The 21,824-nt window shown below is 55.5% G+C and carries 21 protein-coding genes; 3 read left to right on the top strand and 18 right to left on the bottom strand.

Features of this window, described 5'->3' with window-relative positions; translation table 11 throughout:
• Positions 1–6 precede the first annotated feature (6 nt).
• From SDD30_RS11570 to SDD30_RS11510, 13 genes are all read right to left on the bottom strand, one after another.
• Positions 7–861 (bottom strand): amidohydrolase family protein, encoded by an 855-nt coding sequence (locus SDD30_RS11570; protein WP_434075076.1) that lies wholly within the window; start codon positions 859–861, stop codon positions 7–9.
• Positions 842–1,156, bottom strand: coding sequence for a (2Fe-2S)-binding protein (locus SDD30_RS11565; protein ID WP_434075075.1), 315 nt, complete (start codon positions 1,154–1,156; stop codon positions 842–844). The genes SDD30_RS11570 and SDD30_RS11565 overlap by 20 nt, the downstream gene beginning before the upstream one ends.
• Positions 1,153–1,596, bottom strand: coding sequence for a 4Fe-4S binding protein (locus SDD30_RS11560; RefSeq protein WP_434075074.1), 444 nt, complete (start codon positions 1,594–1,596; stop codon positions 1,153–1,155). Before SDD30_RS11560 ends, SDD30_RS11565 begins: the two co-directional genes overlap by 4 nt.
• On the bottom strand, positions 1,590–2,669 hold the full coding sequence (locus SDD30_RS11555) for an NAD(P)/FAD-dependent oxidoreductase (RefSeq protein ID WP_434075073.1): 1,080 nt from the start codon (positions 2,667–2,669) through the stop codon (positions 1,590–1,592). The genes SDD30_RS11560 and SDD30_RS11555 overlap by 7 nt, the downstream gene beginning before the upstream one ends.
• Positions 2,656–2,982, bottom strand: coding sequence for a (2Fe-2S)-binding protein (locus tag SDD30_RS11550; protein WP_434075072.1), 327 nt, complete (start codon positions 2,980–2,982; stop codon positions 2,656–2,658). The genes SDD30_RS11555 and SDD30_RS11550 overlap by 14 nt, the downstream gene beginning before the upstream one ends.
• 13 nt (positions 2,983–2,995) lie before the next feature.
• A complete protein-coding gene (gene mch / locus SDD30_RS11545) occupies positions 2,996–3,955 on the bottom strand; it encodes a methenyltetrahydromethanopterin cyclohydrolase (protein WP_434075071.1) in 960 nt (319 codons plus the stop codon).
• 109 nt (positions 3,956–4,064) lie between these two features.
• Positions 4,065–4,823: an ECF transporter S component gene (locus SDD30_RS11540; RefSeq protein WP_434075070.1), complete on the bottom strand. Its 759-nt coding sequence runs from the start codon at positions 4,821–4,823 to the stop codon at positions 4,065–4,067.
• A 198-nt stretch (positions 4,824–5,021) separates the two neighbouring features.
• Positions 5,022–5,864, bottom strand: coding sequence for an energy-coupling factor ABC transporter ATP-binding protein (locus tag SDD30_RS11535; RefSeq protein WP_434075069.1), 843 nt, complete (start codon positions 5,862–5,864; stop codon positions 5,022–5,024).
• A 4-nt stretch (positions 5,865–5,868) separates the two neighbouring features.
• Complete coding sequence (locus SDD30_RS11530; RefSeq protein WP_434075068.1) at positions 5,869–6,729, bottom strand: energy-coupling factor ABC transporter ATP-binding protein; 861 nt, start codon at positions 6,727–6,729, stop codon at positions 5,869–5,871.
• A 12-nt stretch (positions 6,730–6,741) separates the two neighbouring features.
• A complete protein-coding gene (locus SDD30_RS11525; RefSeq protein ID WP_434075067.1) occupies positions 6,742–7,542 on the bottom strand; it encodes an energy-coupling factor transporter transmembrane component T family protein in 801 nt (266 codons plus the stop codon).
• Between the two features lie 18 nt (positions 7,543–7,560).
• On the bottom strand, positions 7,561–8,703 hold the full coding sequence (locus SDD30_RS11520; RefSeq protein ID WP_434075066.1) for an NAD(P)/FAD-dependent oxidoreductase: 1,143 nt from the start codon (positions 8,701–8,703) through the stop codon (positions 7,561–7,563).
• Positions 8,704–8,732: 29 nt separating this feature from the next.
• Positions 8,733–9,461, bottom strand: a complete 729-nt coding sequence (locus SDD30_RS11515) for a GntR family transcriptional regulator (RefSeq protein ID WP_434075065.1) — start codon at positions 9,459–9,461, stop codon at positions 8,733–8,735.
• Positions 9,462–9,839: 378 nt separating this feature from the next.
• Positions 9,840–10,094 (bottom strand): DUF3243 domain-containing protein, encoded by a 255-nt coding sequence (locus tag SDD30_RS11510; protein ID WP_109207898.1) that lies wholly within the window; start codon positions 10,092–10,094, stop codon positions 9,840–9,842.
• Between the two features lie 276 nt (positions 10,095–10,370).
• On the opposite strand from SDD30_RS11510, the gene splB reads away from it, so the two are divergent.
• Positions 10,371–11,393, top strand: a complete 1,023-nt coding sequence (splB, locus tag SDD30_RS11505) for a spore photoproduct lyase (RefSeq protein ID WP_434075064.1) — start codon at positions 10,371–10,373, stop codon at positions 11,391–11,393.
• 123 nt (positions 11,394–11,516) lie between these two features.
• Here splB and SDD30_RS11500 read toward each other — a convergent pair whose 3' ends face one another.
• From SDD30_RS11500 to SDD30_RS11480, 5 genes are all read right to left on the bottom strand, one after another.
• Positions 11,517–12,314: an energy-coupling factor ABC transporter ATP-binding protein gene (locus SDD30_RS11500; protein WP_434075063.1), complete on the bottom strand. Its 798-nt coding sequence runs from the start codon at positions 12,312–12,314 to the stop codon at positions 11,517–11,519.
• Complete coding sequence (cbiQ, locus tag SDD30_RS11495) at positions 12,304–13,248, bottom strand: cobalt ECF transporter T component CbiQ (protein ID WP_434075062.1); 945 nt, start codon at positions 13,246–13,248, stop codon at positions 12,304–12,306. The genes SDD30_RS11500 and cbiQ overlap by 11 nt, the downstream gene beginning before the upstream one ends.
• Positions 13,249–13,300: 52 nt before the next feature.
• On the bottom strand, positions 13,301–14,458 hold the full coding sequence (cbiM, locus tag SDD30_RS11490; RefSeq protein WP_434075061.1) for a cobalt transporter CbiM: 1,158 nt from the start codon (positions 14,456–14,458) through the stop codon (positions 13,301–13,303).
• A gap of 443 nt (positions 14,459–14,901) precedes the next feature.
• Positions 14,902–15,948 carry a polysaccharide deacetylase family protein gene (locus tag SDD30_RS11485; RefSeq protein WP_434075060.1) on the bottom strand — a complete coding sequence of 349 codons (1,047 nt, stop codon included), beginning with the start codon at positions 15,946–15,948 and terminating at the stop codon, positions 14,902–14,904.
• Between the two features lie 286 nt (positions 15,949–16,234).
• Positions 16,235–17,995, bottom strand: a complete 1,761-nt coding sequence (locus SDD30_RS11480; protein WP_434075059.1) for an alpha amylase N-terminal ig-like domain-containing protein — start codon at positions 17,993–17,995, stop codon at positions 16,235–16,237.
• Positions 17,996–18,507: 512 nt separating this feature from the next.
• Between SDD30_RS11480 and SDD30_RS11475 the strand changes: the two genes are divergently transcribed.
• Positions 18,508–18,957 (top strand): DUF4912 domain-containing protein, encoded by a 450-nt coding sequence (locus tag SDD30_RS11475; protein WP_434075058.1) that lies wholly within the window; start codon positions 18,508–18,510, stop codon positions 18,955–18,957.
• A 54-nt stretch (positions 18,958–19,011) separates the two neighbouring features.
• Complete coding sequence (locus SDD30_RS11470; RefSeq protein ID WP_434075057.1) at positions 19,012–21,798, top strand: 1,4-alpha-glucan branching protein domain-containing protein; 2,787 nt, start codon at positions 19,012–19,014, stop codon at positions 21,796–21,798.
• Positions 21,799–21,824 lie beyond the last annotated feature (26 nt).

Raw genomic sequence — 21,824 nt, 5'->3', positions numbered from 1 at the left:
TCCTCCTTAAGAGGTTTGCATGCCGAATATCCGGGTGGCATTTAGCCCTTTAACGCTGGCTATTTCTGCGTCAGGCAGTCCCGAGGCTGCCAGGTCTTCCAGGTAGCGCTGCGGCGATAAGAGAGGGAAGTCGCTACCTAGCAGGATCTTATCCAGTACGCCGGCTGCTTTGACGGCCTGGTAAATAACCGGCGTATAGAGAAAAGGCGACGCCGCGGTGTCATAATATACATTAGCCAGGGTACGTTTTAATTCCGGCATGAGTTCATAAACCCATAGGCCCCCGCCCCAGTGGGCTAAAATTATCTTTAACTTGGGGTTATTCTCGGCAAAGGTGCAGGCCTGGGGGAGAGTGGTCTTCGTTTTACCGGGGTAAAAATGGCCCACCGGTTCATTAAGGTGGACCAGCACCGGCCACTGCAACTCGCTGCAAAGGCCAGCCAGTTCACCCATATCCTCTTGCCGGGCCAGGTCAAAACCCTGCCCTTCCGGAAACAGTTCCCCCACACCGGCAAGCCCGCCGGCCCGGCAGCGTTCAAGCTCGGCCTCCAGCCCCCCGGCCAGGGGATTGACACAGGCCAGCCCGATGAAACGGCCGGTATAACGCTTGGTCATTGCCATGACATAGTTGTTGGTTTCCTGGCACAGGCCCATATCCTTGAAAGCAAAACCAAAGACAACAGCTACGTCAATGCCGGCGCGATCCATTTCGGCAATAGTATCTTCGGCAGTAGCAAATTTGTTTTTGGGGCTACTGGTAAGTAGGTTAAAATAGTGGTCCATCCCGCGGTAACGCTCTACGGCGGCGATCACCTCCGGCGCGGTCAGGTGCACGTGACAGTCAACGGTCAGCTGGCGCATGCTTATGATCCCTCCCGGGAAACTCGGCGTTGGCAGCAAGGGTACCCAGGGAAAGCAGGCCTACTGGCGGTCGGAAACTGCCGGTTTCAATATCGCCCACGCCAACGCCCAGCTCGGCAGCCAGGATCCTGGCTATCAACCGGCAGCAGGTGCGGCCCTGGCAAAGGCCCATACCTGCCCTGGTGCGCCGCTTGATGGCGCTTAGGGAATGGTCACCCCGGCGGATGGCTGCTAGTATTTCCTCGCGGGTGATTTCTTCACAGCGGCAAATAATCTCTCCTTCTTCCAAGTTCAAGACTCCCTTCCCAGACCCCGTACTTCCCCGGCCAGCTCCTGCGGTACAATTACCTGCACTACCATGGTGGGATCATCCCGGCGCGGCTGCCATACCCTCAAGGTTTGACCGAAGCCAATGGTTTTACCCTCCCGGTCGGATACTGCCACCTGCTGTCCAGGTTCCGGCCGGGGTAGGTATTCGTAAGGAAAGGCTACCACAGCCTGGCCGGGGGCATAGCTCCGGTCGATTAGGAATATAGCCAGTCCGGGACAGGCCACGACACAGAGGCCGCAACCCTTGCATCTGGCCTGGTCCAGACGCGGCTGGTTGGTAATAGGCTCGCCCACGGTAATGGCACCAAAGGGACAGGCTGTTTCACAGGGATTACAGGGAATAGCTTGCGGGCATTCGATGACGGCGACTAAATGACGTGCTGGCGCTAATTTGGTATTTACCATTGGCAATTCCCCGATTTCAAAAGCATTTCTTTGGCCTGCTGCCGTTTTATACCAAAGGGGCCGCTGCGCAGTTTGGCCAGTCCGGACTTAATTTCCATTAGCTGCGCTTCCGCCTCCCCCGGGCGCAAATACCCCAGGTCTGCCGCCACAGCCACCCCTGCTAGGCGCCCTTCTTCCAGGGCCGTGCTGGCTTCTTCGACACCAGCTACATCCCCGGCAACATAAATGTCCCTGGTAATAGCCATCTTGCTGTTATGAACCGGAACATGGCCCCCGAGGTCCGGCAGATAGACCACCCGACCACCGGCGAGGCGGACCAATTCGAGGCGCGGGGCCAGGCCAACAGCCAGGCAGATGGTATCCACCTTAAGGGTTTGAATATCTTCCCGGCCCGCACCTGCAGGGGAGATAAGGGCCTCTATAACCCCCTCCTTGCCCCTGGCGGCGACAATAGTATGTCCCAGGTAGAAAGGCACGCCCGCCCGGTGCAGCTTGGCGGCATGAACCGCATAGCCCCCTATCCCCGATGCTACTTCAATAATACCTACTACCTCAGCCCCCGCCTGCAACAGCTGGTAAGATACGATCAGGCCAACGTTACCTGAACCAATCATCAACACCCGCTTTCCCGGCAAGACCCGGTGCAGGTTAACCATAGTTTGGGCCGCGCCGGCAGTCATCACTCCCGGTAGGGTACAGCCCGGGAAAGCAAGGGCGTTTTCCGTCGCCCCGGTGGCCAGGATTATTTTACGCGCCCGTAAGGTTTGGGTTTTTCCCTCCCTGATAATGGCCAGTTCATTACCGTTAAAGAGGCCCCACACCCGGGTGTTAAGCCAGACCTCTACCCCAAGGCTTTCTGCTTCCGCCAGTAAGCGGCGACCAATGATAAAACCCCGGGTGCCGGCAAAGTGTTCTTTAGAACCAAAAAACTTATGGATTTGTTTGAATAACTGCCCGCCCGGGAGGTGGTTTTCATCAAGCACTAGCACCCGGACCCCGGCACGGGCCGCAGCAATGGCGGCGCCCAATCCCGCTGGCCCGGCCCCGACAACAACGCATTCAATGTTCCCCATGGTCATCGCCCCATTTCCCCAGGCCCTCCTGTGTCCGGATGTCCATTCCTTCCCGCACGGGCGTGATACAGGTACGCACATTGGGAATACCATCAACCTGCATCAGGCAGTCGGCACACTGGCCGGTGCCGCAAAAAATGCCCCGGGGTTCATGCCTTTTAGGGGTATAGCGGCAAACACGAATGCCGTTTGCCAGCAGGGCGGCGGCAACCGGTTCACCCTCCCTGGCTTCGACAGGGCGGCCATCAACCCAGATTGTGACAGTATGATCTAACGTCAGTCCCCCCAGGATGGGGTGTTCCCAAACCCGCATTACCAATCATCCTTTAGTTGAAAAAAGATTGGGCCAGCATATCCGGGCGAATGCTACCGGCGCTAAAGGTGTTGCCCGTGGCAATGTTGTTGATAATAAACCTGGCTACGGTATGCACGTCCTTATCAATCTCATAGAAGTCATAGTTCCCGGCCTTGAAGATCTCCATGAATGGCGTGCCGTACAATCGGGAAGCCTCGAGGGGCAATTTGTTAATTACTTCTTCTACCTCACCATCCGTGCAGTCGACAAAGAGAGTGACACTGGTGCCATATAGTAATGATGTATTAACCCTGTCCATAGCCCGGATTTCATCGCGAATTACCGGCGGCAGAGGAGAACTGCCCAGGCCGCAAACTACTTTGCTGACATCAAAACCCTTAACGTGAAGTCGCCACATGGCCGGTTCGACGCTGCGGGCCACCACCTGCATGGCACCGGCTACGCTGCCCGTGGCCGCAACAAGGATATATAGATTTTCCGGGCTGATGTTGCAAGCCCTGGCTGCATCCTCAGCGACAGTTTCATCCGGGAGTTCGGTACTCTGGATGGCCAGGACGGCTTCATGGTTGATATCTTTGTAAGGCACCACCCGGCAAAAAACATCCCTTTGGGCGATGGCTCGCAAGGGGCCAGAACCAAGGGGAGCAACTTGTTTACTATCCCTGGCCTCCGTTATCCGCCAACCGGAAAACTGAGCCGCCAGGCAAGTAATGGCTGGCTGATCAATATAAACATCTACCGTAGGCAGGACCAGATCTTGTATATTAAAGGTGCCAAAGCCAACTTCCCCGATACCGCCAATGGTCGCTTCAATGAATCTTTTACCAGCCATCAGGCCGCCTCGGGCTTTCACCCCCATATCGATGACCGTAGCCCCGTTGGCCAGGCGGCTGACAGTGATATTAAGCTGGCGGCTGTCAGCAATAATTTCTTTTACAATCCTCACTGCTTCAGCATTGATACTAAACACCTAAATCTCCTCCCAAAGATTGTTGACAATTTCATTGGTCTAACCATCGGGGGCATGCTGCCGGCCAGCGAGCCGGCAAATTCTCATGCCCCCTGTCCTTTACCTTGTTTTAATCCTCGTCTTCTTCATCAAACTTTTCCGCTTGCGGGCCGACAAAAACACCGATCTTGGGCAACCCGATCAGCAGAGGGATACCGATAATCGCCGAGCCGATGGCAAATATTGTTCTTTCCACCGGCGCCACAAAGGTAAGGTAGATCCAAACTTTGGCCGGCAATTTTAAGACTATCAGAGTGAAGTAGTTGGCAATGGAGGCTGCCCCGACGAAACCGGTAAACGCCGCCAGCCAGACACCCACTGCTTTACCGAACACGTTATCCCGGGCCAGCCACTTAAAGCCCAGGAAGCCACCTATCAGAGCACCCAGAACACCCAAGCTATAAAAGACGGCCGGGAACATGGGTACCTGGCGGCCGATGGCCGTAGTAAACCATAAGAGCGTTCCCAGTAAGATAATGCCAACTGCAGGTAACGGTTTGCCCCGGGAAACACAGCCAGCTACCAGAGCATTGATCGTGCCAACAATGAAGGTTCCAAGGCCCAGCCAGGCCGTGTGGGGAGCTAAAATCTGGCCGATGAAACTGCCGATGGCGGCGCAGATAGCCCCGGGAATAGGCCCGAAGAAAATGCCGGACAGGGGAAACAGGGCCGTGCTGACACTAAAGGTGCCTCCTGTACCAATCATGGGCAGCGACGGCAGCATATGCGCCACCGAAAGCACTGCTGCCCAAACGGCAATGACCGCTGGGTGGGTATTGCCGAACTGCCTACCGGAACTGGTAGCAGTCTTAAACTGTGGTTTCGCCATTTCCTTCCCTCCTTGTTTAAGTTCTCCTTCACCAATAAAACCCTTTGATCCTTACCCGCCACCCCCCCCTTTTGTTAATTAATATGGAACCTCGGCAACCTACCGGCGGGATTTAGTTGACCTTACCCTCGGATGGGTGCCTGGTGCTCCCGCGAAGTAAAACTACCACCTACCATCCCGGTATCCTTTCGTATACCACTATGGCTGCCGGCCCCCTCTTAATTTTGCCATGACGGCATCCCCCAGTTCAGGTACCCGCAATACCGCTTCTTTTAATCCTAGAACAGGCGCCAGCTCAAAACCCAGCTGGGTTATTTGCGGGGGGGCAATGTGGGTCAAACGCAGGCGTTCTGATTGGGCAAAGACTACCCTGGTGCTGTCATCCAGCAGGATCTCCCCCTGGCCCAGCACAATGATCCGCTCGGTATACTCGGCCACCAGGGCCATATGATGGGTCACCACTACCACTGTATGGCCGGCCCGGTGAAATTCCCGGGCTATATCCATTATTTGATAACAGCCGCGGTAGTCCTGGCCGCTGGTAGGTTCGTCGAGAATAATAATTTCCGGCCGCATGGCCAGGACCGAAGCAATCACTACCTTGGCCCGATCGCCTTTACTTAAAGCCGGCGGAAATTCCTGCCGCATTTCCTCCAGTCCCACCCACTGTAGGGCTGTCTGCACCCTTTCCGCTACCTCTTCCGGGGTTAGGCCTAGATTTTTTGGCCCAAAGGAGACTTCTTCCTCCACCGTGGCGGCAAAGAGCTGGTGATCGGGGTTCTGGAGGACAAAGCCGGCCCTGGTTGCCAGCTCAGCCACAGTTACATCCCGGGTATTTACCCCAGCAACAAAGACATTGCCCTCCGTTGGTTTAAGCAAGCCGGTAATATTTTTAAGCAAGGTGGATTTGCCGGCCCCGTTCTGGCCGATCATCCCTACAAACTCGTTCTGTTTAATTGTTAAATTTATATTTTTCAAGGCTACGAAGCCAAATTCGTAAACATAGGTTAAATTTTCGATTTTAATTGCTGCTGTTTCCATTTCTTCACCTCCTCGAGGACAGCAGTTCTTCCACCATTGGTCGCGCTTCCTGAAGTAAAATAGGGAAACCGTCCAAAACAACACCTTGTTCCTGCAAATAGGATGCCAGTTCCGCTACCTGCGGGGGACGAATCCAGGTCTGGCGCAGAAGTTGGGTGTCTTTAAAGATTACCTGGGGCCTGTCAAAAGCCAGCATGCTGCCCTGTTTTAACACGCAAACCTTGTCGGCAAACTGGGCTATTTCTTCACTGTTGTGGGTGGCAATGACAATGGTCATACCGTAGCGCTCTTTCAATTCCCTAATTACGGCAAAAACCTCCAGGGTGCCAAGGGGGTCTAACTGGGAAGTCGGCTCATCCAGCACCAGGATTTCCGGCTGCATAGCCAGGACGGCCGCGATGGCCAGCCGCTGCTTTTGCCCACCGGACAGGGCTGTGGGCGGGCGGTCTTCGTAGCCCTGGAGGCGCACCACCTCCAGCACCCATTTGATTGTCTGGCGGATTTTCTCCGGCGGCTGGCCCAGGTTTTCCGGGCCAAAGGCAATTTCGTTGCTGATTTTAGTGGTAAACAGCTGGGTTTCCGGGTCCTCAAGAACCATGCCTACTTTCTGGGCCAGGTGGGCAATAGGAGTTTCGCGGGTATCAAAACCGGCAACCGTCACCCGGCCCTTCATCTTGCCACCCTGGGAGCGGGGTATGATGCCGTTTAAACACTGGCAGAGGGTTGTTTTCCCAGCACCATTCTCGCCCATGACGGCTACAAATTCACCTTTTTTTATTTCTAAGTTGATGTCTTTCAAAGCCCATCTTTTGGTGCGGGGGTAACGATATGACAATTTTTCGATCCTGATCAATGTCTCAGACACACGCCTCACCCCTTAAAGCACAAAGTTGGCAACCAGGACTGCGATGTTATAAACAATGACTATGACCAAGATGGCCCAATCCCGCTTATTCATAACAATATCTTCAATATAGGTTCGTTTTGGGTGGGTACCAAAGGCGCGGACATCCATGGCCACACCCATGATCTGGGCCTTGCGCATGGCACCGATAATCAGGGGGACAACCAAGGTTGGATAGGCCTTCATCTTTTGCATGAAACTTCCCTTTTCAAAGACGGTAAAACCACGCATTTTCTGGGCATCCATGATGACGCCTGTCTCTTTTTCCAGGGTGGGGATAAGATTGATGGCCGTTGTCGCCGTGTAGGCGACTTTATAGGATAGGCCCATGCGAACTAACCCTAGAGCAAAGAGGTGAATGGGCGTGGTCATGGTAACCAGGGGCAGCAGGGCTACCAGGGCAATGAGGCGCAGATTGAGGAGGAGGCCGAAGATAATGCCTTCCAGGGAAAGGCGGCCCAAGCCACCGATGAGGGGGACCGCCCGGGGGATAACCGGTTCCAGCAATGTGGTCGGCCCGCCCAGGAAAAGGCCCTGCAACAGGGTGAGAAGGGCAAACAAGCTCAACAGGAGCTTAAAGTAACCGGTCAGGGTTTTCAAGGGCAGATGTGCGTTTAGCCAGAGGGCAAGAATTGTCAAGAAGATTATGCCGATGACCAGGAAATTCTGGACAATAAAAATTGCAATGGTGGTAAGGATTAACGAAAGAATCTTGACCCGGGGATCAAGGCGGTGAAAAAAGGTGTCGCCAGGAAAATATTCAATCAGACTCACAATGTAGCCTCCTTTCCTTTATTGATTAAAGCGTTTGGGGTTGAAAAAAGAGCAGTCAATGGTACTGCACCCGCCACCTATAACCTCGGCGGCTGCCTGGCCCACCGCCGGGGCAACCGTAAAGGCGCCTTTAAAACCGGCCACTAAAAAGAGGTTATGGATCTTACTGCTAAAACCAAACAAAGGCCAATTATCAGCAGTGTAGGGGGTCACCCCGGCCCACATGCGGACTATCGCCAGTTCTTGTAGTTTTGGAAAATGGCTTAAAAATTTGGCTGCAGTCTTGATAATTCCGGTATAGGTTAACCCTACATCATAGTCCTCTACCCAATCGGTGGCCTGCCCAATAAGCACGCTGCCATTGGTCTCCTGGACCGCTGCCAGGCCAACCCGTTGCTCCTGGACAAAACTGCCGCTTAAAAAACCACCGCCGACCACCGGTCCGTTAATGGCTGGAGGTACCGGCAGGGATACCATGGCACCGCCCCGGTGGTAATAAATAGGTAAATCGAGTCCGCTTCTAGCCGCCAGCTCCCTTGTCCAGGCCCCGGTAGCCAGCACCACTACCTTGGCTGCGATCATCCCCTTACCCGTTGCCACTGAGACAATATTGTTACCGTCGATCTCAAACCCTGTGACAGCCGTGCCGGTAACCAGTTCTACCCCCCGGTCCCGGGCGGCATCGAGAAAACCCAGGGTCACGGTAAAGGGGTCAAGCTTCCCCTCCCCGGGGCAGTAGACAGCTCCTGTCAGGCCGGCGGGGTCTAAGAAAGGTTCCTGCCCGGTTGCCTCCTCCGGGGTTAGCAGAAAACACTCTAGCCCGGCTTGTTTTTGCGCAGCAACTATGGCCGCTGCTTTTGTTAAATCCTCATTTTTATCTAATACTACCAAACCTCCTGTTTGTTTATATCCAAGCTCCCGCCCCCATTCCTTAGCCAATTGGCCATAGATTGAAAGCGATTGTCGGGCCAGTTCCAGGTGGGGGCCGGGCTCCCGGTCTAAAAGGGAAATCTGGCCCAGATTGGCCCCGGAGGCCCCGCCAGCTGCTTCGCCTTTGTCGATCACCAGGGTCTGGATGCCACGACAAGACAGGTAGTAGCTGGTGGCAGCCCCCAACACTCCAGCGCCAATAACCAGCACATCAACTTTTGGTGGTAACATTGTAAGCCTCCTGCTCCAGCGCCAGCCTGCTAGACTAGCTCGGCTTTACGTAGCATGCTCAGGCACATGACATGGGGATTAAATTTAACCTCAGAATAGCAAATAATATCATCGGCCAGGTTGTAATAAATTTCCTCCCAATAAAGCAGGGGCGTATGCGGCGCTATAGCGAAAATGTGCGCCAGGTCATGGTTGCAAGTGGTGGCATTGAACCATACAATGGCGTGGGTTGCTTCCTGGTTGCAATACTTCTTAAGGAAAGAGAAAATATTCCTTTCTACACTGGTGGTAGGACGTTCCAGGAAAAGGGAATTGGGAATGTAGAAATGGCAGTGAATGGCTGGTAACTCTCCGGCAAGGTAATCGCTTTCGAAAACAAAAAGCTCTTCGCCCTCGGGCAGGCCCATCTTCCGGCAGATATCCCCGCTTGCCGGTACAGTTTGAAATGTCTGTTCATTAACAACATGAACGGCCTTGTAGCCGGCTTCTTCAAGGAGATTAATAAAATCGCAGGTCTTATCGATGCGCATGGTCGCTCTCAGGGCGCTGGGGTGAATAAAATTGCCCAGCCCCTGCTTTTTGCTGATTACCCCTTCCCGGGCGAGGGAAGCGAGGACTTCCCGGATAGTAGTACGGCTTACCTCCAGGGAAGTGGCCAGCTCTTCCTCGGATAAAAGCTGGTTGCCATTGGCTAGTTTTCCCGCCAGGATTAAATCCATCAGGCGTTCCCGGGTTTGCAGGTAAAGGGTTTTCCGCATTGAACGACCGCCTCCGTCAAGCTACTCATCATACCTATGATGAGTTATCTTCATTATAATATGCCTCGATCTTATTTGCAACCAATTTATGATAATTTTTACTGTCGCGTAAAGGGCGATACTTGGCATGGATAGATAATGGTTTTGGCAAGTAGGAAATGCATAGTTTGGCATTAAAAAAGGGGTGTATAAACTCCTTCGGTCCAGCCTTCTATGTTCTTGAAGGTGCCTGGCGTGTCCCCCGGGGTAAAGACTCCGGGATAATGTTATCTTGGCGAGGCGCGCGGGGGTTGTTGTTAGCAAGTAGAGAGTGTACATAAAAATTAACAGAACCCGCGAACTTTCGGGGTTCTGTTAGTAACGGATTCAAATGTTATGTTAATGAACTCTCCTTTTTTCCACCATCTTTATCATGGCACCAGCAATAGCCTCTTTTTCGTCTTTATCCGCAACTTGCCATAGATCCCGCAGGAACCGGTTTTCAGGAATATCAGGGTTTATATTTTCTGCCAGGAAATTTCCTAGATTTGCCGCCGACTTTTCTAGAATCTTTTGCGGCATCCCCATGGATTTTGCTTTATCGAGTGCGGCCTCTAGTGTGTCGAGCCATTGGTCAAAATTAGTGATTTCCATTACTGATTCACCTCTTTCCTTAAGCAGTATCTATGCGTTATCATGACCAAAAAATATTATTTTATTCAAAAACCAATGCTCCAATTCTAAAGGAAAGTACTAAACAGGAGTGATAACAGAATTTCGCCCCTCATCTGGAGGTGGGATTAGCAAGGCTAGGTCCCCTCGATCAGGAAAAGGAAAAAGAGTTCTGATTTGTCTGCCGCATTTCTGAAGTAAAAAGAGCCGTAATGAATTGTAGTAAAAAGGATAAAATAAGCCAGGGTGAATGTAACAATGACTTTGGGATTAAAACGGGTTATCTTCGAACCGCAAGCTTTGAATTACCCCCTGGGGCGAAAATTATATGAACGCTTCCATGAAGAAAGAGTCGAAGTATTGATGACCCCAGCTTACAACCGGGTTACTTGTATCCCGGGCAAAACAGCCCGGGAGAGTTTTCTAGAAGCTAAACGCACCCTGGTAATAGGGGTAAGAAGGAGCAGGGATTTTCAAACCTGCAAGCCTTCGGCCCATTACCAGCTACCTCTAGTTACGAGTTGTCCGGCCATGTGTGAATACTGTTACCTGTTTACTCATTTTGGGCGTAAGCCCTATCAAAGGATTTATGTCAATGTCGCTGAAATCCTTGATCGGGCCCGGAATTATATTAACCGGCGCCACCCCGAGGTAACGTTTTTTGAAGCTGCAGCTACGTCAGATCCATTACCAGTAGAAAAGTATACCGGTAGCCTTGCCGCTGCTATTGAATTTATGGCCAGCCAACCCCTGGGACGTTTGCGGGTTGTTACTAAATTTACTGATGTAGACGGGCTATTAAACCTGGCTCACGGGGGTCATACCCGCTTTCGTTTTAGTATCAATGCCGAAAATATAATTAAGCGCTTTGAGCATGGTACCCCACCTTTGGGACAACGATTGGCGGCGGCGGTGAAGATGGCCAGGGGGGGTTACCGGACAGGTTTCCTTATTGCCCCTATATTTTATGTGGATGGGTGGCAGGAGCAATATCGCCATCTTTTGCAAGTAGTTTCCCGGCAACCGTTACTTACCGAATCGACCGACCTGACATTGGAGCTAATAACCCATCGTTTTACCAAACGAGCCAAAACGTCGATTGAAACATTATTTCCTAATACAAAATTACCTTTGGATGAAGGTGAAAGGACTTTCAAGTATGGCCAGTTCGGTTATGGTAAGTATGTTTACCCAGCTGAGGTAAGAAAGGCGATGGAGAATTTTTTTAAAGAAATGATCGCTATCTATTTACCAAGGGCAAAAGTTGAGTATTTTATATAGACAACTTGCTGATGTAAAAAAGATATAAAATTGGTATAGCCTTAACCACGATTTTAAGTTAGGGAATATGGGGGGGTAATTAGAGTAACTAACAATAGTCGGTATATAGAACCAGCATAAGCCTTAATGGGCGTGGAGATGGAAATAGCCCTGGTGGTGATGCTCATGGAAGGCCGCGTCGATGAGGTTTACTTTGAGGAGGAGTTCACGGTTGGTGAGGATCTCCAGAGGTGTGCCCTCCCCGGCCAGGCGGTGATCTTCTCCCAGGACGAATACCCGGTCCGCAATCACCGGGACGATGGCCAGGTCATGGGTGGCCGTAATGATGGTTTTCCCGGCCTGGTTCAGTTTGACCAGCATCTCCACCAGCCAGCGCTGGCTGCGGGGGTCCAGCCCGGCCGTGGGCTCATCGAGGATGAGAACCTCCGGGTTGCTGGCCAGGACGGCGGCCAGGGCCACCTTCTTCCTCTCGCCGCCGCTCAGCTTGTAGGGCGGCCGGTCGGCCAGTTCCTGCAGTTCAAACATCTCCAGGAGGGAATCCACCCGCTCCTTGACCGCGGCTGCCGGCAGATCCAGTTGCAGGGGGCCGAAGGCCAGTTCCTCCCGGACACTGGGGTTAAAGAGCTGGGCTTCAGAGTTTTGAAAGACGAAGCCGACCCGGCGGCGAAAGGCCAGGAAGAAATTCTCATCCTCCAGGCTATCCCCGGTTAACTTTTCCCCGGCGAACCGCACCGACCCGCTTTGGGGAAAGATAAGGCCGTCCAGGACCCGCTGCAGGGTCGACTTGCCCGAACCATTGGCCCCCAGGAGGACCACCTTTTCCCCGGCGTGAATGGCCAGGCTGACGCCGTCCAGAACCGGCCGCCCGTCTTCATAGGCGTAACTGACATCCCGCAGATTGTACAAAACCTTACCAGCCAAGATAGTGATCCCCACCCAAGATAATTAATCCTACCAAGAAAAGGGCCGCCGCCCGCCGGTAGTCTGGCCCCGCCGGTTGTAAATCCCCCTCGGTCCGCACCTCGCCGTTAAACCCCCGGGCCAGCATGGCCTGGTAAACCTCTTCGCTTAAAGCGTAGGCCCGGGCCAGCAGGTTGCCGGCGGAACCGGACAGGAAGCGGTGGTTCATCTGCCTGTCCGGCCGGCCCACCTGCCGGCTCTGGCGGGCGACAAACATCTCTTCCACCAGTTTCAGCAGCAGGAAAATATAACGGTAGGTCAAGGTTAAGGTCAGAACGAAGACGCGGGGTACCCGCAAAACCCGCAGGGCTCGTAGCAAGGCGGCCCACCTGGTGGTCAGGGTGACCAGCAGGGCCAGGGAAACCGCTACCCCCACCCGCAGGATGAGTACCCCGGCCCCAATCACTCCCTGGCGGGTAATTGTCAGCTGATCCGGGAGATGCCAGGGGCCCAGGTTGAGGGGACCGGGCAGGTGGCAAAGGACCAGCAGGGGGTCCCCCGGCCGTATCAGGTTAAAGATTGAAGGCAAAACCATGATCCCCGTAAACAGGGGCACAAAAAGCCACACCCGCTTCAAGAAGGGGCCCAGGGGTACCCGGGAGAGACCGGCCAGGAGGATGACTCCCAGATAAAGGGTGATCAGGGTGATGGGGTGGCGGGCCAGGCCGGCGACCAGGATTAACCACAGTAAGGACAGGAGTTTGCAGCGCGCCTCCAGGTCCTGGAGCCACCCCCTCCGGCCGACCAGTTCTTCGGAGAAAAGGACCTCTCCGCCCACGTGGGCCAGGTCCCGCAGGGTTTTCTCCGCGAACCCGGGCCGCCTTTTCCGTCCCCCCGGCTGTAGCGGCGGGTGATTTCCGGCCAGGAGCCAGGCCGGTATCTCTTTATTTACCATGACAACCGCTTGTCACCCTCCTGCGTGTCGCCAGAGTCCCTATGCGATTCCTTTATTTACCATGATAACCAGGATCAGCCTTGCCCGGCCGGAACAGCAACCGGTTCAGGGCCAGGAAGATAAGGAAGATTATAGCCAGGCCGGCTGCGGCCGCCAGGATATACCCCAGGGCTTGGGAGAAGAAACTTCCTTCTAGACCCGGGACAGTATAGTCCGGGAACAGGATATGGGTCCAGGTGGTGGCCAGGCGGGCCAGACCCGGGGGCACGAAACCGAGGATTTGCTGCAGGTCTTCTGGCGACCACTCACCCCAGGCAGTGCCGGCGGCCAGGAGACCTAGGGGCGACAGTAGGACGAGGATTACCAGCCCCAGGGCGAGTTTCTTCAGGCCAAAACTGCTGTTTGCCGCCGGGGATATAATCTCCTGACTATTCGCTAACGTACCTGGCGCTAGCGCCGGGCCGGCCGTCTTGGTTCTGGCGGTTACTATCGTCCCGTCCGTATCGCTAGCGGAGGTTAACGCCGCCCCGGCTGCCGGGTAGAGCTGGAGCAGGCCGGAATTAACCCGCTGCAGGTAACGGACCACCAGGCCGGTGACTAGCGCCTCGGCCGGGCCGGCCACCAGGAGGTGGGCCAAGGCCATGGCTGGTACGGCCATGTTCAGGGGGTAAGGACTATAGAGGGGTACGCCGCTGGCCGTGTGGAAAAGGAGGGGTTGGAGGCCGAACTCCACCGCCGCCGCCAGGGCGGCTAGGTTGATACCTGCATACCCGGCCACGGCCGCCGCCACGGCCCGCCAGCCGGACGTCAGGCTCGTCCTTCCGGTCAGGAGCCGGTAGAGGTAGTAACTAGTAAAGGGGAGGATAAAGGCCATATTAAAAGCATTGGCGCCGAAGGCCAGGATGCCGCCGTCGCCGAAGAAGAGGGCTTGGATGGCCAGAGCGATGGAGATGCCGATACTTGCCGCCCAAGGGCCCAGGAGGATGGCCAGCAGGGCGCCGCCGGTGGCATGGGCCGTTGTCCCGTCGGGGATGGGGATGTTATACATCATAATAGTGAAGGAAAAGGCGGCGCCGATGGCCAGGAGGGGCGCCTGCCTGGCCTTCAAGGTAGCCTTGACCTTGCGGGCGGCCGTCCCCCATACCGGCACCATGGCCGCCCCCAGGACGGCGCAAGTCTGGGGACTTAAGTAACCGTCGGGAATATGCACTTGCTCATACCTCCTTGACTTATTGCCCGTACCCATTATACGCAAGCCATAGGCATATATTGCCTTAAAATATACACCTCCTCTATATTGAGACTTTCCTGATGGGTACGGGAGATACTTTTGTCCCCCGTGGCCAATGAAAAAGGCCATGGGGCTACTAACCCGCTTCCTGGCGGGCCAGCAGGCCTACATGGCCTACCTGTTCCATCGTTCAGGGCCTTTTAACACCCTGTTTCTCAATATTATACCGGTATCCGGGCTCCGGCGCAAGAGAAAAAACCAGGATGCCCGGCCAATTAACTTTCCCCCTGCTCTGATGCTGGGGAATGCCACGCGAAAATAAATTGGCCCCTAATCTGTTGGGAGCAGATCAGGGGTCGCCGCAAGCCCGTTTTTTTTGGGGGGGGGGGGGGGGCACACCGTACAGGTTTCCTTTATCTAATCTAGATCCGCTTTACCTTTTTACCAGACGCCACTACTCCACCGTGGGGAGCAGCTGGCTTTATGGGCTGCACATGGGGGGTGGTGGTTACCCCGGCAGTGGCTTTAATAAGGGCGTCCAGCTTGGCCGGGGTTATATTCGGGCCGCCAGCATTGACGCGGGGCAGAGCCAGAGAATTGCTCCCGCGGGTAACGACACCATAGTGGGTGGTAAAGATGAGCCTAAAGCCGGCATCGACGGCGGCCTGGATGGCTATATGGCCGCCAGCGCCGAAGGGTAAAGCTAGGGCGTAGACCGGCTGGTGCAGCTGGCTTTCGATCTCATCCCGGGAGCGCTTCAAGTCCTGGTAAACCATGTTACGGTAATCACTGGCGCTCTGTCCCTTGAGGGGCCCGTCTAGGAGGGGGCCGTTTTTACCGCTGGCCAGGGGAGCGAAGTTATGCAGGTCATAGGTGTGGGACTGGGTGGTGATACCGGCGGCGGTCATTTCGCGGGCCCCATCCCAGCTGTAATGCTGGAGATTGCCCATCTTTTGCCCCACATATTTCACAATGGCAAAGGCGACGGCCGGCATCTGTCTTTTTTGTAACTCCGGCAAGGCATACTGGTGGACACTTTCGTAACCGTCGTCGAAGGTAATCAGGACAGCGTTAGTAGGTACGGTACCGCCGTTTAAGAAATCCCGCAGCTGATCCAAGCTGATAACATGGTAACCTCGGGCGAGGAGCATATCCAGCTCGCTGGCGAAGCGTTCCGGGGAGATTATCAGGCCGGGTGCTTCCTGGGCATCGATATGGTGATAAATTAGGACGACGACTTTATCCCGGTAGTAAATCTCGTTAACAGGCCTGCTGGCCTGCTGGGCCGTTCCGGCTGCAGGGGTAGTAGCAACGGCTGGTTGGGCAGTTGCGGTCGGTTTGATGTTAGCGCTGGCAGCGATAGGGGAAGTAGCCGGGCTGCGGCTGAAGCGGGAAGCTATTTGGGCGAAGGCAAAGGGCAGGGATAAGAGCAGGCATAGAGCAATAACGAGAGCAGCTTTTCTTTTCACAATGGTGCCTCCCCAAAGTGGTATGTGTCTGGTGGGGGCGTTAACCCCATGAAGGGCTACTCAGAAATAACTCCCCATAATGCCGGCCTGGATTTTATGCCTTTTTACCGGCAGCGGCATTTTTACCTGGCGTGGAGGCCGAATATAGCCTCGCTTTCCCAGATATTTCCATTGACAATTATGTTATCTGTGGGGCTCGCTCCTAATCCAGAATAAGTTTAACACAAAGGCTTCATTGCGGGAACTACCCCTGAAAAAATATTTATCCTAAACCTTTATTGTGAGCCTAATCCTGGTAGAGGATGGCCCCGGAGTTAGCATCCAGGGGTAAGCTGATCTGGCCACCCTGCACCTCCAGGAGGCGGTTGTTGAGGCCATCATGCCAGGTGCTGCCATTAGCCAGATCCGCGCCGGCTGCCGCCAGGGTAACCGTCTGGGGCAGGTCGCTGGCATTGATAATAATGATTACCCGCTCCCCCTCCAGGCGCCGGGCATAGGCATAGACCTCGGCCTGGTCGTCGGTAAAGAGGGGCTGGAAGAAGCCCCACCGCAGGGGCCGCAGCTGGCGCCGCAGGCCAATCAAGCGCCGATAGAAATCCAGGAGCTCCCGGTTCCACTCCTGGGGCTCCCAGGGCATGGTCCGGCGGCAATCGGGGTCCGGGCCGCCGGTGAGGCCGACCTCGTCGCCGTAGTAGATGAGGGGAGCGCCGGGATAGGTGAATTGCAGGATTAAGGCCGGTCGCAGGTGGGCCACGGCCTCGGCGTAACTGCCGGAATGGCCGGGTAGGCCGCCCAGGCCTTCCTGGAAGGCGGTAATAATCCGTGCCGTGTCATGGCTGCCCAGGAGGTTTAGGAGAGCGAAGTTGGCTGCCTCCGGGTAACGCAGGCGCACCAGGCCCAAGAGGAGATCCAGGGTGGAGATAGGGAAACGCCGCTGGGCAAAGAAGGCCAGGATCAGGTCACGGAAGAGGTAGTTCATCACCCCGTCGAAGTAGCGGCCCCCCAGCCAGAAACGGGCGTCGCGCCAGATCTCACCGACGATGTAGGCCTGGGGGTTAGTGCCTTTTACCTGCTGGCGAAACTCCCGCCAGAAGGGGGGCGCGATCTCATTGGGCACGTCCAGGCGCCAGCCGTCGGTGCCGGCATCCCACAGCCAGTAAGTCGCCACGTGCAGGAGGTAATTGCGGACCTCGGGGTTGCCGGCGTTGAGTTTGGGTAGATCGGGGATATCCCACCAGCAGGCATAGTTGGCCCGGGGCTCGCTTCGCACCGGGAAGTCATGGAAGTAATACCAGTCCTTATAGGGGGAGGCCGCCCCCCGGGCGACTACATCCTTAAAGGCAAAGAAGTCGGTCCCAGTGTGGTTGAAGACGCCATCCAGGATAATATGCAGCCCGGCGCCGTGGAGGGCGGCCACCAGGCGGCGCAAAGTATCCGTATCCCCCAGGGCCGGGTCGATGGTCAGGTAGTCCCTGGTGTTGTAACGGTGGTTAGAGGAGGCGGCAAAAATAGGGTTGAGCCACAGGGCATTAACGCCGAGATACCGGAGATAGGGGATCTTGGCCTGGATGCCCTCCAGATCGCCGCCGGAGAAGCTCTCCCTGGTAGGAGCTTCCCCCCAGGGCCGGGTTCCCGGCGGGTCGTTGGCCGGGTTGCCGTTATAAAAACGGTCGGGGAAGATCTGATAAAACACGGCATCATAGAGCCATTCAGGGATGGTAAAGATAGCCGCTGGATCCCAGTTGTAAGTAAAGGGGCTGCCCTGCTGGTCGCTGCCCCCGGCAAAGATATAGTGAACCTGGCCCTCCTGGTCCTGCTGCAGGAAGAAATAGGAGCAGCGCCAGGGATGGGAGAGGTGGATCTCGGCCTGGTAATAGAGGTAATGGGGTGTCCAGGCAGAGATATACATGGGGGCCGTTTGCAGGCCCCCGTCTTCATAGATAACCTGGCAGTGCTGCCCTTCCCCACGGCGGGTCTTTAAACGCAGGAGGAGCCGGCCCGGCGCCAGGGGTTGGCAGAAACGGGGGCTGGGGCGGTGGTAAAGCAAAGATAGAGACCCTCCTTCGCAATGAGATATATAAAGCGGGAGGTGGGGTGTGAGATGCCCATAGAAACTGGCTGCGCCAGTTTCAGATTAAAGAGGGCCCGCATCCCATTGCTCCCGTTCGTTGGTGACGCCCTCCACCATGGGGTTCTGGGCGGTTCAAGTTTGGGGACTTTATTATTAGTATAAGCATTCCGGCTTAATAAATGCTTAATAAATTGTAATGGTTTCAGGCGCCGCAGTTCTGCCGGGGCGGGGTGTTTCATAAGATCAACGTAGACCGGCCGGTGGTCGCGTTGGAGTGAGATGTTTGAGATATTAAAGTCTAAAAACCAAAGAAAAGGCAGGTTAGAGCCGCAGGTTTTATTATGAACCAGAATTTAGCTAAAAGCAAGGCCATTTATGGTTAAGGGGCACTTGACAATTACCGCCAGTATACTAGAATAAAATTAATAGTTATAATTACTGTTAACCTCTAGTTAAAAATATTAAGAATACATTAAGGGGGGAAGCCGGTGCTGGATCTATCATCGGGCTACCATCAAAATATTCTCGTCTGCCTTCCCCAGGATCTCCATACCTTTTATGCTTACTGGGATTTTACCCCTCCGCGGATGCAGACGTTAGTTGATTTTTTCCAGCAGGTGCGGCCGGATATGAAATTGGCCCTGCGCCTCTACCGCCGTGACGTATCTCTGCCGGATCGGGAAGTGGTTCTAGCAGAACCCGGACCGGGCGGCTCTTATTTTTCTAACCTGGATGAAGGTGCTGTTTATCACTTGGAGCTAGGCGCCCGAAGCCCGGCAGGGGAGTTTGTCGTTTTTTCCCGGACAAAGGATATTCAGCTTCAGCCGGTTAAACCAGCGGAACTAGCCGGCGAATCCCCGCCATCACCGGGTTTGATGCTCAACTGGACAATCTCCCTGGAGAACCACTCACCCAGCAGCAATTTTAATTGGTCCTAGAATACCATCATCCAGGAGCCGGGGAAGGAAAAATTTTGGAGGTTATGTTGCCGTATGGTCACCAGCCCAGGAAATATTCGTGGCTACCTCGCTCTGCTCCTTCACGCCCACCTGCCCTTTGTTCATAACCTGGAGCCCTATACCAGCCTGGAGGAGAAATGGCTCTTTGAAGCCCTGACGGGATCCTACCTGCCCCTCATCTTAAACTGGGAACAGCTGGCCGCCGAAGGAATAGATTTTCGCCTCACCCTCTCCCTGTCCCCCCCTCTGATCAGCATGTTAATCGAACCTGCTCTCCAGGAGCGCTACGGCCGTTATCTGGATAATCTCCGGGAGCTAGCGGACCGGGAAATCGAGCGCACCCGGCCTAACCCTGCCTTCGCCCCCCTGGCGGAGTTTTATCACCGACGTTTGGCGGCCATCGCCCGGGCCTATAAAGAGACCTACCAGGGCAATCTGCTGGTGCCCCTAAAGAGGCTGCGAGAGCAGGGACACTTGGAATTAATCACTACTGCCGCCACCCACGGTTACCTGCCCTTGATGCTAACCAATACGGCCCGGCGGGCCCAGGTGCGCGTTGCTTTGGATTTCTTCAGCGCTACCATGGGTTTTCTCCCGGCAGGCATGTGGCTGCCGGAGTGCGGTTATACCCCCGGAGTAGAGAAAATACTACAGGCCGAGGGAGTTAAGTATTTTATCGTCGCCAGCCACGGCATGCTGGGCGCCATCCCGTCGGTATCTACAGCGGTTTACGCCCCGGTCGAAGTGGGAGGCGTGGCGGCTTTCGGCCGGGACTGGGAGACCTCCCATCAGGTCTGGAGCCGGACGGAGGGCTACCCCGGGGATCCGGCTTACCGGGAATTCTACCGGGATATCGGTTACGACCTAGATTACGATTATCTGGAGTCATACTTGGCCGGTGGTGTCCGGGGGGATACCGGTTTTAAATACTACCGTATTACCGGTAAAACCGAGGCCAAGGAGCCATACGACTACCTATTCGCTAGAGAACGGGCCCGGGAACACGCCTGGGATTTTATCGCCAATCGGGAGCGCCAGCTGAGCCACTGGTCGGGGAAAATTCCGGTTCCGCCTATTGTCGTTGCCCCCTATGATGCCGAACTCTTCGGCCACTGGTGGTTTGAGGGACCAGACTGGCTGGCGGATGTCCTGCGCCAGGCGGCCGGCAGGGTCAACCTCACTACCCCCGGGATTTACCTGGAACAGTACCCGCCCCGCCAGGAGGTGACCATGGGGCCTTCCAGCTGGGGTGAAGGGGGTTATAACCGCGTTTGGCTGAACCCGGCCAATGACTGGGTGTATCCCCATCTCCACCGGGCCGAAAAGGCCCTGATTCAACTGGCTACCGCTAATCCCCGGCCCAATCCCCTGCAGGAGCGGGCCCTAAATCAGGCTGCCCGGGAGCTGCTCCTGGCCCAGAGCAGCGACTGGCCTTTTATCCTGACTGCCGGGACGACGACGGAGTATGCCCGGCAGCGGCTTCTCGAGCATCTGGAAAACTTTTTTAGAATCTGCCGTGATTTTGAACAGAACCGCCTGGACAGAGACTTTCTGGCTGGTCTGGAGAACAGTGACAATATTTTCCCCCACCTGGACTTTCGCCTCTACCGGCAGGCGCCTGGAGTAGCCGGGCAGCCGGTAGTTTATAATAAAAGAGAGCCGGTAATTCTCATGCTCAGCTGGGAATTCCCGCCCCACCATGTGGGCGGCCTGGGCATTCATGTCCGGGATCTCAGCCAGGCCTTGGCCCGCCAGGGGGTGGAGGTCCACGTCCTCACCCGCTCCCCGAGCGGGGAGAGGTCGTCTACCATCCAGGAAGGCGTTTACCTGCATTACGTGCCTACCTACCAGCAGCCGGAGCAGGAGGTCGACTTTCTTTCCTGGGTACTGCAGTTTAATCTGGCCCTGGCCGATGCCGGCCGGGAGGTGCTGGCCGCGAAACCGGGAAGAGAGTGGCTGCTCCACGCCCACGACTGGCTGGTGGCTTACGGGGCCAGGGAACTCCAGCAGGCGACTGGCACCCCGCTGGTGGCTACCATCCACGCCACTGAAGCCGGTCGCAACGACGGTCTCCATAACCGCATCCAGCAGGCCATCAACCATATTGAGGCAGGGCTGGTGGCTGGAGCCGACAGTTTAATCTGTTGCAGCCGTTATATGGAAGAGGAGATTCGCCGCCTGTTCCAGCCCGAAGCGGCAATAAACGTCATACCCAATGGTGTCCGGGCCATACCCCCCGTGGCTACGTACCAGGAGGGCCAGACCATCCTCTTTGTTGGCCGCCTGGTGGTGGAGAAAGGGGTCCAGGTCCTGCTGGCCGCCCTGGCCCGGCTCCAGCACCTTTACCCGGCAGCTAGGTTAATTATTGCTGGGGATGGTCCCTACGCCGGCGAGTTACATAACCTGGCCGGTAACCTGGGCCTGGCTGAGCGGGTGGAGTTTACCGGCTTTGTCTCTGAGGAAGCACGTAACCGGCTGCTGGCCCGCGCCCGGGTGGCCGTCTTTCCCAGCCTTTATGAGCCCTTCGGTATTGTCGCCCTGGAGGCCATGGCCGCCGGGGTACCGGTGATTGTCTCCCAGACGGGTGGCCTGGCCGAAGTGGTTGAAGATAAACGCACCGGTTTGACTTTTAACCCCGGGGATGCGGTCGACCTGGAGCGCTGCCTGGTGACTATATTCCAGAATCCCGACCTGGCCGCTGAATTGGGCCGCAACGGCCAGACAAGGGTTTACCAGGATTATACTTGGGAGGCTGTGGCCCGCCGGACCCTGGCCCTCTACCGGGATGTCCGGCGGGGCCATTCCATGACAGCAGGTTAGATATTTATTTTCTAAGGTAGATAGGA

This window comes from Moorella naiadis (nom. illeg.), from assembly GCF_051020825.1.
Classification (GTDB): domain Bacteria; phylum Bacillota; class DSM-521; order Neomoorellales; family Neomoorellaceae; genus Neomoorella; species Neomoorella naiadis.
This window is presented reverse-complemented; position numbering and strand designations above follow the sequence as displayed.